Source organism: Streptomyces sp. NPDC051555, from assembly GCF_044454405.1.
In the GTDB taxonomy this organism is placed as follows: Bacteria; Actinomycetota; Actinomycetes; order Streptomycetales; family Streptomycetaceae; genus Streptomyces.
In genome coordinates this window covers 253,660-268,765 of record NZ_JBITDP010000001.1, presented here as the reverse complement: position 1 = coordinate 268,765, position 15,106 = coordinate 253,660, and the positions used below count along the sequence as shown (strand labels likewise).

Annotated in this window: 5 protein-coding genes; 3 read left to right on the top strand and 2 right to left on the bottom strand. The window is 77.2% G+C overall.

What is annotated here, in order from left to right; translation table 11 throughout:
* Positions 1 to 99: 99 nt before the first annotated feature.
* Complete coding sequence (locus tag ACIBEA_RS01065; protein ID WP_399256547.1) at positions 100 to 1,389, bottom strand: hypothetical protein; 1,290 nt, start codon at positions 1,387 to 1,389, stop codon at positions 100 to 102.
* Between the two features lie 119 nt (positions 1,390 to 1,508).
* Positions 1,509 to 2,402, bottom strand: coding sequence for a LysR family transcriptional regulator (locus ACIBEA_RS01060; RefSeq protein WP_399256545.1), 894 nt, complete (start codon positions 2,400 to 2,402; stop codon positions 1,509 to 1,511).
* A gap of 641 nt (positions 2,403 to 3,043) precedes the next feature.
* Here ACIBEA_RS01060 and ACIBEA_RS01055 point away from each other — a divergent pair.
* Genes ACIBEA_RS01055 through ACIBEA_RS01045 form a run of 3 tightly spaced genes read left to right on the top strand, consistent with a single transcriptional unit; the run spans position 3,044 to position 15,102 of the window.
* Positions 3,044 to 10,000: an SDR family NAD(P)-dependent oxidoreductase gene (locus ACIBEA_RS01055; protein WP_399256543.1), complete on the top strand. Its 6,957-nt coding sequence runs from the start codon at positions 3,044 to 3,046 to the stop codon at positions 9,998 to 10,000.
* Positions 9,993 to 14,717, top strand: a complete 4,725-nt coding sequence (locus ACIBEA_RS01050; protein ID WP_399256541.1) for a beta-ketoacyl synthase N-terminal-like domain-containing protein — start codon at positions 9,993 to 9,995, stop codon at positions 14,715 to 14,717. The genes ACIBEA_RS01055 and ACIBEA_RS01050 overlap by 8 nt, the downstream gene beginning before the upstream one ends.
* Positions 14,707 to 15,102 (top strand): acyl carrier protein, encoded by a 396-nt coding sequence (locus ACIBEA_RS01045; protein ID WP_399256539.1) that lies wholly within the window; start codon positions 14,707 to 14,709, stop codon positions 15,100 to 15,102. Before ACIBEA_RS01050 ends, ACIBEA_RS01045 begins: the two co-directional genes overlap by 11 nt.
* Positions 15,103 to 15,106 lie beyond the last annotated feature (4 nt).

The window sequence follows — 15,106 nt, the reverse complement described above, 5'->3', positions numbered from 1 at the left end:
GCGGGCCGCCCCCCCACCCCCAACCCCCCCGCCCGGCCTGCGCCCCGCCCCCCGCCCCGCGCCGCCGGGCGCCCCCGGCCCCCGCGGCCGCGTTCCGCCTCAGAACCAGTTGACGGTGAGGGGGAAGGTGGTGGTGGCGCTGGTGGGGGTGGTGTCGGTGGCGGTGACGGTGATCCGGGTGGTTCCGCTGCTCCAGGGTTTGCCGGTGATGCGGCCGGTGGTGGTGTCGAGGGTGAGGCCGAAGGGCAGGGCGGTGGCGCTCCAGCGGATCGGGGTGCGGCCGCCGGTGGCGGTCAGTTGGAGGGTGCAGGTCTGGTTGAACTTGCAGCTCTGCGGGCCGGGGTCGGTGACCTTGAGGTCACCCGAGGTCGGGGTGGGGGTCGGCGTGGGCGTGGGAGTCGGTGTCGGCGTGGGCGTGGGCGTGGGCGTCGGCGTCGGCGTCGGCGTCGGCGTCGGCGTCGGCGTGGTGCCGCAGCCCGGGGCGGCTTCGGGCGGCAGCGGGACGCGCCAGATCTGGGGGTCGTTCTCCGAACCCACGAGCAGGGTCGAGCAGTCGGCGTAGGTCACGGTCTCGCCCTGCGACTGCGCGGGGAGCGGGACGTCTGCGAGCTTGGCCCCCGAGGAGGCGTCGTACACGGAGGCGGTGTTGGCCCCCAACGGCCCGCCGCTGCGCACTGCGTAGGACGCGCCGGAGGGTGAGAACGCGCCATCCGTGGCGAACACGGGGCCGGGCCGTACCGGGCTGAGGGTGTTCACCTGACCGGGCCGGGGCGGCAGGGGCGCCTTGTACAACTGGCCGGCGGCTCCGATGAGTTTGCTGGCGATGTACAGCTGCCCGGTGAGCGGGTCGGCCAGCAGGGACTCCGCGTCGTGCCTGCCGTCGGAGTAGGCGAAGCGGTAACTGACCGGCGTCACCTCGGCGTTCACGAGCTGGTCCGGCTCGGGGAAGCTGTGGACGGTGATCTCCGCCCGGCCGGAGAAGTTGTCCCCGATGTCACCGACGAGGAGCACGGGGGCGCCCGTCGCGTCCTTGCCGAGGGCCAGGGCCTCCCAGTCGGTGTTGGGCACGCCGGAGATGGTCAAGGTGGCCTTGAGCTGCCCGGTGGCCGTGGAACAGTCGACGGCGAAGACCTGATTGGTGTTCCCGCTGTCGTTGACGGCGTAGAGGATGCCGGGGTGCTTGCGGCTGGCGGCGAGGCCGCTCAGTTCGGTGAGTCCGCCCGGCAGGACGCACTTCTTCTCGGGCGCGGACGCAGGCGCCACGGCGGGGGCGGCGGCGGACGGGGCGGGACGGTCGGCGCCGGCCGCCCAGGCCACCGTGGGCAGGACCGTCGCGAGGGCCGCCGTCGCCAGCGCGGCCGCCCAGGGGGATGTGAGGAGTCGAGGCATGCGCTCAATGTGACGGCCCGTCATCCAGCGGACCAGGGCGGTCCGCCCACTGTTTGAGCATGGTTCGATGCCGATCGGGCATGGCCCGCCCGGTGCGCCCGGGCACGCGGCGCCCGGTGTCAGCGGGCCGGCTCCCGCACCGGCGCCTTGTGTCGCGCGTGCGCGATGAACGCCCGGGCCGCCCGGCTGAGCGGCCTCCGTGCGTGCGCGATGCCGACGGGCCGCAGCAACGGCGGCGTGAAGGACCGGACCTCGGCCCGGTGCCCGAAGGCCCGTGCCACCACGTCCCGGTACCAGATCAGGGAGCCGCGCCCGTCCGTCACGCCGGTCACCCAGGCCAGCCGCTCGTCCACCTCCAGGCAGGGCACGGGACGGACGCCGAGGCAGCTGAACATGGCCTCCATCTCGGTGCGCCGCCCCGTCCCCGGCGACGGCAGGACCATGTCCAGCCCGTCGAGCGCCCGGAACGGCAGCGGATCGGGGAGCCGGGAGCCCGGCGGGGAGATCAGGACCACCTCGCGCTCCTGGATGTGGTGGGTCGTCAGCTCCTTGTCCACCGGCAGGTCGACCAGGGCCAGCTCGGCCCGCCCTTCGAGGATTTCCCGGGTCAACACCTCGCGGCTGTCGTACTGCTGGAGCCGCACGTCGATGCCCGGGTGCCGTTCGGTGAAGGCGGGGACCAGGTCGGCGGCCAGGTCCAGGGCCAGCGTGGGGGTGGCGACGACCACGAGGGTGGCCCGGGCGCCGCCGGTGGTGGCGGCGCCGATGTCGTCGATCGCCTCGACGGCGTCGAGCACGGTCCGGGCGAGCCGCACGACCCGGGCCCCCTCGGGGGTGAGGTCCACCCCCCGCCCCCGGCGGGCGAGCAGCTCCACCCCCAGGTCCCGTTCCATCGCCTGGACGGCCCGGGAGAGCGCGGACTGGGCGACGAAGACCGAGGCCGCGGCGCTGGTGATGGAACGGCAGTCCGCGACGGCGACCAAGTAGCGAAGCTGCGCGAGTGTGGGGGTCATGACCGGACGGTAACCGCGCGATGACCCAGGTGTAAGGGGCTGCGGGGTGAACAACTTCCCGCCCGCGCAGGGCTGTCATACCCGGTCGGCGACAAGACGTACCGCCGCGGCATGACTCGCACCGGGCCGAGCGGCCGACCCGCGCACGGCACGGCCCCGCCGCCGCGGACGAACGTGCAGGCCAGCCCGCTGACAGCGGTCGGATACGGGTCCCCCGGCGGGCTCCGGCGGGGCGGTCCGGAAATCGACGGGTGCGAAAGCCCGTCCTCCGCATGCCCGTTGACAGTGCAGGGCGCCGACCGCACGATGCATCGCGGCGTCAGGGAATTTGACCACCGTTCAAGCCCGCCGGTCCCGTGGCGGGTCGCCCGCAACCGCGCACGTCCGAAGCACGGACGCTCGAACCACGGACGCTCCAACCGCGTACGCCCGAACCGTGGACGGCACGGCCCGCCCCGCGCCCCGCCACCCCCGTGTCCCCGTCCGTGCGTCTTGGCCGTGCGTGTCGGCCGTGCGTCCCGGCCGTGCGTCCCGGCCGCCCGATGCCGAACGCACTGCCGCGCCGCGTCACGCCAGCCTCACCACGCACCGCGACATGTCACACAGCACTGATTCTGTCCCCCACCGGAAGAGGAACGCCCGTGACCCCCCAGGCCGCTCCGTCCGCCGCCACCCGTGACCTGGTGGTCGCGCTCAGCCCCTTCGAGGAGCCCAACCAGCGGATCGTGACCGCCGCCGAGCGGGCCGGGGCGCTCGGCCTCCTCGACCTCGGCCGGGATCCCGCCGCGGCCCTGCGCGCCTTCACCGAGCTGGCCCGCCTGCTGGGTCGCCCGTACGGGGTCCGGGTGCCCCACGGCTGCCCCCTCGGCCCCGCCGACCTGCCCGCCGAGGTGGACACCGTGCTGCTGGCGGACCCGCAGGCGGCGCCGGGCGACTGGGCCGGGGCCGGGCGGCGGGTCTGGGCGGAGGTCACCGGACACGGGGAGGCCGTGGCCGCGGTCGCCGCGGGGGCGGTGGCGCTCGTGGCCAGGGGGCACGAGTCGGGCGGCCGGGCCGGCGGCTCCACCACCTTCGTGCTGCTCCAGCACCTGCTCGGCGATCCGGCGATCGCGGTGCCCGTGCTGGCCTGCGGCGGGATCGGCCCGCACACCGCGGCCGCCGCCGTCGCGGGCGGGGCCGCCGGGGTGGTGCTCGACGCACAACTCGCCCTGACCACCGAGGGCGAGGCCGCACTGCCCGCCGAAGTCTGCGACGCGTTGCGGGGGATGGACGCCTCGCAGACCAGGCTCGCCGACGGCCACCGGGTCTACGCGCGACCCGACCTGCCGCTGCCCGAGGGGCCTCCCGCGCTCCTGCTCGGGGCCCGCGGCCTCGCGCGTCAGCTGCTGCCCGTCGGCCAGGACGGAGCCTTCGCCGCCCGGCTCGCGGCGCGCCACCGCACCACGGGCGGGGTGCTCCAGGCCGTCCGGGCCACCGTCCTGGAGCGGCCGGCGACGGCGGCGCGCTGCGCACCCCTGCGCCCGCGCCCCGACGGCCTCCACCTCCCCGTCGCCCAGGGGCCGATGACCCGGGTCAGCGATCAGGCGGCCTTCGCCGAGGCCGTGGCGGACGGGGGCGGGGTGCCGTACCTGGCGCTCGCGGTGATGGCGGGCGCGGACGTGCGCCGCCTGCTGGCCGAGACCGCCGATCGGCTGGACGGTCGCCCCTGGGGGGTCGGGCTGCTCGGCTTCGCCCCGCCCGAGCTGCGCCGGGAGCAACTGGCCGCGGTGGCCGACGTACGCCCCCCGTACGCGATCGTCGCCGGCGGCAGTCCGGCGCAGGCCGCTCCGCTGGAGGCGGCGGGGATCTCCACCCACCTGCACGTGCCCTCGCCCGCGCTGCTGGAGCGCTACCTCGCCGAGGGCGCCCGGCGCTTCGTCTTCGAGGGGCTGGAGTGCGGCGGGCACGTGGGCCCGCGGGCCTCCTTCCCGCTGTGGGAGGAGCAGCTGGAGCTGCTGCTCGCGGACGGCGAACCGGGCTCCCTGGACGTGCTGTTCGCGGGCGGGATCCATGACGCCCGGTCCGCGGCGATGGCGGCCGCCGCGGCGGCGCCGCTCGTGGAGCGCGGTGCCCGGTTCGGGGTGCTGATGGGCACGGCGTACCTGTTCACCGAGGAGGCCGTCGCGGCGGGCGCGGTCCTGCCCGGATTCCAGCGGGCCGCCCTGGAGTGCACGGACACCGTCCTGCTGCACACCGCGCCGGGACACGCCACGCGCTGCGCGCCCACCCCGTACGCCGGGGCCTTCGCGAGCACCCGGCGGCGACTGGAGCGGGAGGGCGCCGAGCCGCGCCGGGTGTGGGAGGAGCTGGAGCGGCTCAACCTCGGCCGGCTGCGGATCGCCAGCAAGGGTCTGGGGCGCCCGGTGGGCGGGGCGGCTCCGGAGCCGGTCGGCGAGGAACAGCAGTGGGCCGAGGGGCTGTTCATGCTCGGCCAGGCGGCGACCCTGCGCAGCGGCACCACGACGGTGGCCGCACTGCACCGCGAAGTGACCACGGGCGCATCGGAGTTGCTGGAGGAGCGGGCCCGGCAGTTCGCGCGGGCCGCGGAGCCGGGCGGGGACGGCGGGGCGGCCGATCCGCTGGACGTCGCGATCGTGGGAATGGCCTGCGCCTATCCGGGCGCACCCGACCTCGACGCCTACTGGGCCCAGGTCCTCGCCGGGACGGACGCGGTGACGGAGGTCCCGGCCGGGCGGTGGGACCCGGAGCTGTACTACGACGCGGACCCCGCCCGGGCCGGGGAGCGCACGCCGTCCCGCTGGGGCGGGTTCCTCCCGGCGCTGCCCTTCGACGCGCTCGCGCACGGCATCGCGCCCGCCTCCCTGTCCGGGATCGAGCCGGTGCAGCTGCTGGCCCTGGAGATCTCCGCGCGGGCCCTGGCGGACGCGGGTTACGGCGCGGGACGCGCCTTCGACCGGGCGCGCACCTCGGTGGTCTTCGGCGCGGAGGCCGGTACGGAGCTGGCGGGGGCCTACGGGCTGCGCGCCCTGCACCCCGCCTACCTGGGAGCGCTGCCGCCCGAGCTGGACGAGCAGCTGCCGCGGCTGACGGAGGACTCCTTCCCCGGCGTCCTCGCCAATGTGATCGCGGGGCGGGTCGCGAACCGGCTCGACCTCGGTGGCGCGAACTGCACGGTCGACGCCGCCTGTGCCTCCTCGCTCGCCGCCCTCGACCTCGCTTGCCGTCAACTGCGCGACAGGGACAGCGACATGGTGCTGTGCGGCGGTGCGGACGTGCACAACGGGATCAACGACTACCTGATGTTCGCCTCCGTGCGGGCGCTGTCCCCCGGCGGGCGCTGCCGGCCCTTCGACGCGGGCGCCGACGGGATCGCGCTCGGCGAGGGCGTCGGCGCGCTGGTGCTCAAACGGCTCGCGGACGCGGAGCGGGACGGTGACCGGGTGTACGCCGTGATCAAATCGGTGGGCGCGTCCAGCGACGGCCGCTCCCTCGGCCTGACCGCGCCCCGCCCGGAGGGGCAGCGCCGGGCCCTGGAGCGGGCGTACGCGCGGGCCGGCGTCACTCCGGCCGAGGTGGGGCTCGTGGAGGCGCACGGCACCGGCACGGTGGTGGGCGACAGTACCGAACTGACCGTGCTCGGCGAGGTGTTCACCGAGGCGGGAGCGCAGGCCGGCGGGTGCACGCTGGGATCGGTCAAATCGCAGATAGGGCACACCAAGTGCGCGGCGGGGCTGGCCGGGCTGATCAAGGCCGCCTGGGCGGTGCACACGGGCGTGCGGCCGCCGACCGCGCTCCTGGACACGCCGAACCCGGCCTGGCAGGGCGCGTCGAGCCCGTTCCGCTTCGACACCGAGGCCCGGCCGTGGCCGGTGCCGGTGGGGCGGCGGTTCGCGGGGGTCAGCGCCTTCGGCTTCGGGGGGACCAACTACCACGCGGTGCTGGCCGGTTACGCGGGGGCGCGGGAGCCGCGGCACGCGGTGGCGGCCTGGCCCGTGGAGCTGTTCTGCTTCCGGGGCACGGACCGCCGGGCCGCCGGGCGGGCGATGGCCCGGCTCGCCGCCCGGCTGGAGGAGAACGAGGGCGCCGGGCGGCCGTGGGCGCTGCGGGACCTGGCGGCGGAGGCGGGGCGCGGCTCCGGTCCGGTGCGGGTGGCCGTGCTCGCGAGCGGGCCGCGGGAGCTGGCGGACCGGCTGGAGCGGGCGCGCGCCTTCACCACGGGCGAGGGGGTGTACATCCGGCCGGAGGGGGCCGACCCCGGGCGGGTCGCCTTCCTCTTCCCGGGCCAGGGCAGTCAGCGGCCCGGCATGCTGGGCGACCTCTTCGTGGCGTTCCCGGCGCTGCGCGCTCTGCTGGACCGGGCTCCCACGGCGGTGGCGTCGGCGATGTTCCCGCCGACCGCCTTCACCGGGCCGGAGCGTACGGGCCTGCGGGACGCGGTGACCGACACCCGGATCGCGCAGCCCGCCCTCGGGCTGGCCGGGGCGGCGGCGCACCTGCTGCTCGCGGAGCTCGGCGTACGGCCCGACTGCGTGGCGGGCCACTCGTACGGCGAGCTGACCGCCCTGTGGGCGGCCGGCGCCTACGACATGGACGGCCTGCTGCGGCTCAGTGCGCGCCGGGCCGGGGCGATCCTCGACGCGGCCGGGGCGGATCCCGGGGCGATGGCCGCCGTGACGGGCGGACCCGAGGAGGTCCGGGGGATCGCGGAGCGGGCGGGCTGCGTGGTGGCCAACCACAACGCGCCCCGCCAGTGCGTGGTGTCGGGCCCGACGGACGCGGTGGCCACGGCGGTGCGGGAGCTGCGGGCCGCGGGGCTCTCGGCCCAACCGCTGCCGGTGGCCTGCGCCTTCCACAGCCCGGTGGTCGCCGGGGCCGCGGACGCCCTCGCCGCCGAACTGGCCGCCGTGGAGGTGCTCGACCCCGCCGTGCCGGTCTGGTCGAACGCCACCGCGCGCCCGTATCCGGCGGGGGCCGACGCCGTGCGGGAGGGGCTGTCCCGTCAAGTGGCCGCTCCGGTGCGGTTCGTGGAGCAGATCGAGGCGATGTACGCGGCGGGCGTGCGGACCTTCGTGGAGGCCGGGCCCGGGCGGGTGCTGAGCGCGCTGGTGGAGAAGATCCTCGGTTCCGAACGACCCTGCACGGTGGTCCCGTTGGAGGTGCCCGGCGAGCACGGCCTGGTCCGGCTGGTCACCGCGCTGGCGGAACTCGTCGCCGCGGGCGTGCCGGTGGCGCCGGACGCGCTGTGGCGGGGGCGGACCGCCGCCCTGCCGGAGCGGGCTCCGCGCCGGCCGGGCTGGCTGGTGGACGGCCACCTGGTCCGCACGGTCGACGGCGAACCGGTGGCGGGCGGCCTGCGGCCGGCGCGCCGGGTGACTGCTCCCGCGGCGGTCGAGGTGCCCGGGCCGGCGGGGAGCGACGCCGGCGCCCGGGAAGCGGCGGTACTGGCGTACCTGGACGGCACCCGGGAACTGGTCGCGGCCCAACGGGACGTCCTGCTCGGCTTCCTGGGTGCGAGTGCGAGTGCGGTGGTGGCCACGGGTGCGGTGGTCCCGGTGGCCCCGGTGGCCCCGGCCGCCACCACCGCATCGGATGCCGTGCCGGTGGCCGAGGCGGACCCGGCCGCCCCCACCGTCGTGACGGCCGCCGGGGTGATGGAGGTGGTCCTCGACATCGTCCACCGGCGGACCGGCTACCCGCTGGACATGCTGGACCCGGAGCTCGACCTGGAGGCGGACCTGTCCGTGGACTCCATCAAGCGCGTCGAGATCATCGGCGCCCTGGCCGACCGGATCGGACTCCCCCGCACCGCCGACGGCTCGGCGGAGTCCGCGGTGGAGGAGCTCGCCCGGATCAAGACCCTGCGCGGCATCGTGGAATGGATCACGACCCGCCGGGCCGCGGACCCCGACCGGGCACCGACCGGGGAGAGCGACCCCGCCCGGGGCACGCCGCGGGAGCCGGCGACACGGACGGAGGACCGGCCGCCGGAGCCCGTACGGGACCGGGTCCGCGTGCGACGGATGACGCCGGCCGTAGTGCCCGCCGAGCCGACCCGGCCCGCGGTCGACGACCTGACCGGACAGCGGTACGCCGTCGTCGGGGACGGCCAGGGCGTGGCCCTGGCACTGACCGCCCTCCTGCGCGCCCGCGGCGCGGAGGTCCACGGCCTGCCCGACCGCCCGGAGGCACCGGCCCCGGTGACCCCGACGGGTGCGCCGGACGGGCCGGACCGGCCGGATGGGGCGGATGGGGCGGGCGGTTCGGGCGGCTTCGACGGGGTGGTGGATCTCAGTGCGCTGCGGGGCGGGGCCGAGCCGGTGCTGCCCGGGAGGTTCGCGGCGATTCGGCGGGCGCTGATCGGCGGGGTGCCGCGGCTGCTGTTGGTCAGCGGGGGCGGGGGGAGCTTCGGGCACCGGGCGGGCGGCGGCGCCGATCCGACCGCCGGGGCGGGGCTGCACGGCTTCGCGCGCAGTGCGGCCCTGGAGTACCCGGGGGTGCTGCTGCGCGCGGTGGACGTCGACCCGAAGGACCGTCCCGACCGGCTCGCGGCCCGGCTGCTCGCCGAACTCGATTCGCCCGGCGGTCCGGTGTCCGTGGGGTACGGCACCGACGGGACCCGGGTGTGCCTGCGTGCGGTCCCGGCGGACCTCGACCCCGACCCCGATCCCGACCCCGACCTCACCCCCGATCCCGCCCGGCCGCCGCTGGGCCCGGACTGCGTGGTGCTGCTGACCGGCGGCGCCCGCGGGATCACGGCGCGCGCGGCCCTCGCGCTGGCCCGTACCACCGGCTGCCACGTCGAGCTGCTCGGGCGCAGCGCCGAACCGGGGCCCGAGGAGGCCGCGTTCGCCCAGGCGCACGACCGGGTCGCGCTCCGCGCGGCGCTGATCTCCGCGGGGCTGCGCAGGCCCGCCGAGATCGAGGCGGCCGCCTCGCGCATCCTCGCCGAGCGCGAGGTCCGCGCCACGCTGCGCGCCCTCGACGGGTCCGCCGCCTCGGTGCGCTACCACCGTGCGGACGTCACCGACGAGAGCGCGGTACGGGCCGTCGTGGCCGACGTACGCGCCCGGCACGGCCGGCTCGACGGCATCGTCCACGGCGCCGGCAGGCTGCGCGACGCGCTGCTGGCCGACAAGGAACCGGACGCCTTCGCCGAGGTGTTCACGACGAAGGTGGCCGGGGCCCGGCACCTGGCGGCCGCGGCCGCCGAGCACGGCCCGACCCCGCCCCCCTCGTTCCTCGTCCTGTTCGCCAGTGTCGCCGGCGCCTTCGGCAGCCGCGGCCAGTGCGACTACGCCGCCGCGAACGACGCCCTGGACGGCTTCGCCCACGCCTGGGCGGACACCTTCCCCGGCCGGGTGCTGGCGATCGACTGGGGGCCCTGGGCCGCCGAATCGGGCGGCATGGTCACGCCCGAGCTGGAGCGCGACTACGCCCGGCGCGGCATCCCGCTGATCGGCCCCGAGGAGGGGACGCGGGCCTTCCTCGCCGAGGTCGCGCGCCTCACGGGGCCCGCCGGGCGGGCGGACGCGGAGCGGGACGCGCAGGTGGTCCTGATGGCCGACGCGGAGCCGGGCGGGGTGGACGGCCGTGACTGAGCCGCGCCGCGGACCCCGCCCGACGGACGCCGCGATCGTCGGCATGGGCGCCGTCTTCCCCGGGTCCGCCGACCTGTCCGCCTACCGCCGCAACCTGTTCGCCGGTACGGACGCCATCGGCGACGTGCCCCCGGACCGCTGGGATCCGGAGGTCTACTACGACCCGTCGGGTGCCGAGGGGCCCGCGGTCGGCGACCGGTTCTACTGCCGCCGCGGCGGCTTCGTGGACGGGCTGGCGACCTTCGACCCGACCCGGTTCGGCATCATGCCCGCCACCGTCGAGGGCGCCGAGCCCGACCAGTTGCTCGCCCTGCACGCGACGGCCGAGGCGATCGCGGACGCGGGCGGGGACGACCGGCTGCCCGCCGACCGGTCCCGGATCGGGATGGTGCTCGGGCGCGGCGGCTTCATGGGGGTCGCCACCGCTCGGCTCGACCAACGCGTGCGCACCGCCCATCAGTTGGCGCAGACGCTGCGCGAGCTGGCGCCCGACCTCGGCGAGCGGCGGATCGCCGAGGTGCGCGCCGCCTTCCAGGACGCCCTGGGCCCGGAGCGCCCGGACGCCTCCATCGGGCTCGTCCCGAGCTTCACCGCGGCCCGGACGGCGAACCGGCTGGACTTCCGCGGACCCGCCTACACCCTGGACGCCGCCTGCGCCTCCTCGCTGCTGGCGGTGGACCAGGCCGTGGCGCTGCTGGCGGGCGGGCGGTGCGATCTGGTGGTCGCGGGCGCCGCCCACCACTGCCACATCGCCACGCTGTGGAGCGTGTTCACCCAGCTGCGCGCGCTCAGCCCGAGCGAACGGATCCGCCCCTTCGACCGCCGGGCCGACGGCACCCTGCTGTCGGAGGGCACCGGGGTGGTCCTGCTCAAGCGGCTCGCGGACGCGGAGCGGGACGGCGACCGGATCTACGCCGTGGTCCGCGGCACCGGGGTGGCCGGGGACGGCCGGGCCGCGAGCCTGATGAGCCCGCTGGTCGAGGGGCAGGTACGGGCGTTGGAGCGGGCCTGGCGGGAGGCCGGCCTGGACCCGCTGGCCGCCGACGCGCTCGGCCTGCTGGAGGCGCACGGCACCGGCACCCCGGTGGGGGACGCGGCGGAACTCGACACCCTGGCGCGGGTGTTCGGGCCTCCCGCGGCCGGGCTGCGGCCGGTCGGGCTCGGCTCGGTGAAGTCGATGCTCGGGCACACGATGCAGTCCTCGGGCATGGCGGGCCTGATCAAGGCGGCGCTCGCGGTGCACGAGGGAGTGCTGCCACCGACCCTGCACCTGGAGGAGCCGCACGAGGCCCTCGCGCGCACCCGGATGCGCCCGGTGACGGCGGCCGAGCCGTGGGAGCGGGGCACGGCGCCCCGGCGGGCGGGCGTGAACGCCTTCGGCTTCGGCGGGATCAACGCGCACGTGGTGCTGGAGGAGGCCCCGGGGGCGGGTGCCACCCGGCGCGCGGTTCCCGGGCGCCGGTTCCTGCCGCTCGGCACGAGACCCGGCGGAGGCGGCTCAGGGGGCACCTCGAACCCCGGCGCGCGGGAGGGCGTACTCCTGCTGGGCGCGAGCACCCCGGAGCGGCTGGCGGAACTCCTCGCGACGGCGACCCGCGACGGCGGGGCCCCGGACGGGGACCAAGGCGCGGGCGCGGGCCCGTACGCAGGCCCGTACGCGGGCGCGGGATCGGGCGCGGGATCGGGCACGGAGCAGGGGGGTCCGTACCGCCTCGCCGTGCTCGGACCGACCCCGCAGCGGCTCGCGCTGGCCGCGAAGGTGCTGGCGCGGGGTCGGGCCTGGCGCGGTCGCGGCGACGTGTGGTTCACCTCCGAGCCGCTGCTGGCCGGGTCCCGCGACGGCGCGCCCCGCGGCCGGGTGGCCTTCCTCTTCCCCGGCCTGGAACCGGAGTTCACGCCCGTCCTCGACGACGTGGCGGACCGGTTCGCGCTGGAGCGGCCCCGGCTCGGCCGGGGCGGCGAACTGATCGAACGGGCCCTCGATGCCATCGCCACCGGCCGCTTCTTCGCCCGCGTACTGCCGGAACTGGGCATCGAGGCCGACGTGTTGGCGGGCCACAGTCTGGGCGAATGGGCGGCGATGGTGGCCGCCGGGATGTATCCGCAGCAGGCCGTGGACGGCTTCCTCGGCTCACTGCGCCCTGGCTCGCTCACCGTCCCCGACCTCGTGTACGCCGCCCTCGGCTGCGGGGCGCAGCGGGCCGGGGCGGCCCTGCACGGTGCGGACCGGGTGGTGGTCAGTCACGACAACTGCCCGCACCAGTCGGTGATCTGCGGAGACCCCGCGCAGGTCGCCGCGGTGCTGGAGCGACTGGCCCGGGAGGGGGTGCTCGGTCAGCAGCTGCCGTTCCGGTCCGGGTTCCACACCCCGATGTGGGAGCCGTACCTCGGGCAGGTGCGCGCCGCCTTCGACCGGCTCCCGTTGACACCGGCCACCGTGCCGGTGTGGTCCGCGACCACCGGGGCGCCCTTCCCTCAGGCGCCGGGCGAGGTGCGCGAGTTGGTGGTGCGGCACCTCCTGGAGCCGGTCGACTTCCGGACCCTGACCCTGCGGCTGTACGAGGAGGCGGGGGTGCGGGCCTTCGTGGCCATGGGCCCCGGCAGCCTGCCGGGTTTCGTCGAGGACACCCTGCGCGACCGGCCCCATCTGGCGGTCGCGACCTCGGCCCCGCGGCTGACGGGCACGGCGGCGCTGCGCCGCACGGCCGCCGCGCTCTGGGCGGAGGGAGCGGCCCCGCGCTGGGAGCGGCTCGCCGGGCCTGCGGCGGAGCCACCGGGGGCACGGGTCTCCCGGCCCGCTCCCCCACCGGCCACCGCGCGGGCGGCCCGGCCCGCGGTGCCGCTCGACCTCGGTTCGCCGCTGGTCCGGCTCGGCGGCGCGGCCCGCGGGCTGCTGGCCCCGGCGGCGGCCGGCGCGGGGACCGCTCGCGCGGCGGACCCGACCCCGCCCGGGCCCGCGCGCCCCTCGGCGGATGCGACACCCGCCCCGGCCGTGCTGTCCGCCCTGGACGCGGTCCTCGACGAGGCCCGCGCGGCCGCCCGGTCGGTCACCGAGGCCTGGCGGCCGCCGACGCCCGAGCCGCAGCCGCAGCCGCAGCCGCAGGCGGCCGCCTCCCTCACACTCTCCCTGGAGACGCTGCCGTACGTCCGGGACCACTGCGTCTACGAGCAGCCCGCCGGCTGGCCCGTGGACTCCGACCGCTTCCCCGTCGTCCCCATGACCACCATGCTGGAGCTTGCGGCCGACGCGGCCCTGCGCACGGCGCCCGCCGGCAGCGTGGTGCTCGGCTACGAGGACGTGCGGGCCCTGCGCTGGCTGGCCGTCGAGCCCGCCGTCCGGATCGAGGTCGGCGTGCGGTCGGACGGGCCCGGCCGGGTCCGCGTCACCCTCGGCGACGGCGCCGTGCTGACCGTGCTGCTCGGCACGCGGTACGACGGACCGCCCGCCCCGCGGGAGCCCGGCGGGCCCCGGCCGCTCACCGACGAGCAGCCGGCCCCGGTGAGCGCGCGGGCGCTCTACCGCGACCGGTGGATGTTCCACGGCCCCGGGTTCGCCGGGGTGCACGAGGTGGGCGCGGTGGCCGCGGACGGCATCCGGGGCGTGCTGCGCGCGCTCCCCGCCCCCGGTGCGCTGCTCGACGCCGCCGGACAGCTCTTCGGCCACTGGATGCAACTGCGCCTCCCGGTGGACCGGTTGGTCTTTCCCGCCACCATCGAGCGGATCCGCTTCTACGGCCCCCCGCCCGCCCCCGGCACCCTCGTCGAGGCGGTCGCCCGGGTCCGTGAGGTCCGCGACCTGACCGTGCTCGGCGACGTCGAGCTGCGGTGCCCGCCCGCCGACCCCGGGGGCGGCGGCCGGGCCGGGGGCGCGACCCGCGGCGCCCTGTGGGCCCGGATCGAGGGGTGGACGTACCGCCGCTTCGCCGCCGACGAGCGGGTGTGGCCGATGAAGTTCACCCCGGAGGTGTGCGGGATCGGCGAACCCCAGCCCGGCGGCTGGTGCGCGGCCCGGCGCCGCTGGACCGACCCCGCCTCGCAGGAGCTGGTCATGCGCCGCTACCTCGGCGCGGCCGAACGCGCCGTCTACGAGGGGCTCGCGCCGCGCGCCCGCGCCCCCTGGCTGCTGGGGCGGATCGCCGCCAAGGACGCGCTGCGCCGGCTCCTGTGGGACGGCGGGGCGGGTCCCGTGTTCCCGGTCGAGGTGCCCGTCGGCAACGACGCGCACGGCCGGCCGGTGCCCGGCGGCCCGCTCGCCGCCGGGGTACACCTCTCGCTCGCGCACAAGGACCGCCTCGCCGTCGCCCTCGCGCACCCCACCGGCCCCGTCGGCATCGACGTGGAGACGGTGAGCACCGACCCCGCCGCCCTGCTCCGGATCGCGTTCGGGCCCGACGAGGAGGTGCTGGCACGGCAGTTGGCGGAGCGGGACGGCGCCGGTGCGGCGACCGCGCTCACCGCGCTGTGGTGCGCCAAGGAGGCCGCGGCCAAGGCGGCGGGCACCGGGCTGGGCGGCCGACCGCGCGCGTGGCGGGTGACCTCGCTGGAGCCCGAGGGACTGCGGGTGCTGGCCCCGGACGGGCGCGCCCGGCTCGTCCGGACCGCGGTGCTGCCCGCCCCCGGCGGTCCGCCCCTCGATCACATCGTGGCGTGGACCACGCCCCCGACCGGAACCCCCCGTCCCCCCGCCCACCCAACGGAGTTCAGCCATGACATCTGACGCCCCCGTCCCCGGCCACGCCCTCCCTCCCGCTCCCGGCCGCGCACCCGGCGCGGGCCGTGTCCACGCCCGGATCCTCGCCGAGATCACCGGCATGCTCGTGGAGATCGTCGGCGACGAGTTCCTGCTGGCGGAAGAGGTCTCGATGGGCACCACCTTGAACGACGACCTGGCCCTGGAGAGCATCGAGTTCGTCGCCCTCGCCGAGCAGCTCCACGAGCGCTACGGCGCCGACGTCGACCTGATGGGCTTCCTCGCCGAGAAGGACATGGAGGCCATCCTCGCCATGTCCCTGGGCGACCTCGTCACGCACATCGGGCGCGTCACGGACCGCTCGGCCGCCGGGTCCGGCGGGGCCGCCGCGCACACCGTCACGGCCGGCTGAGGCC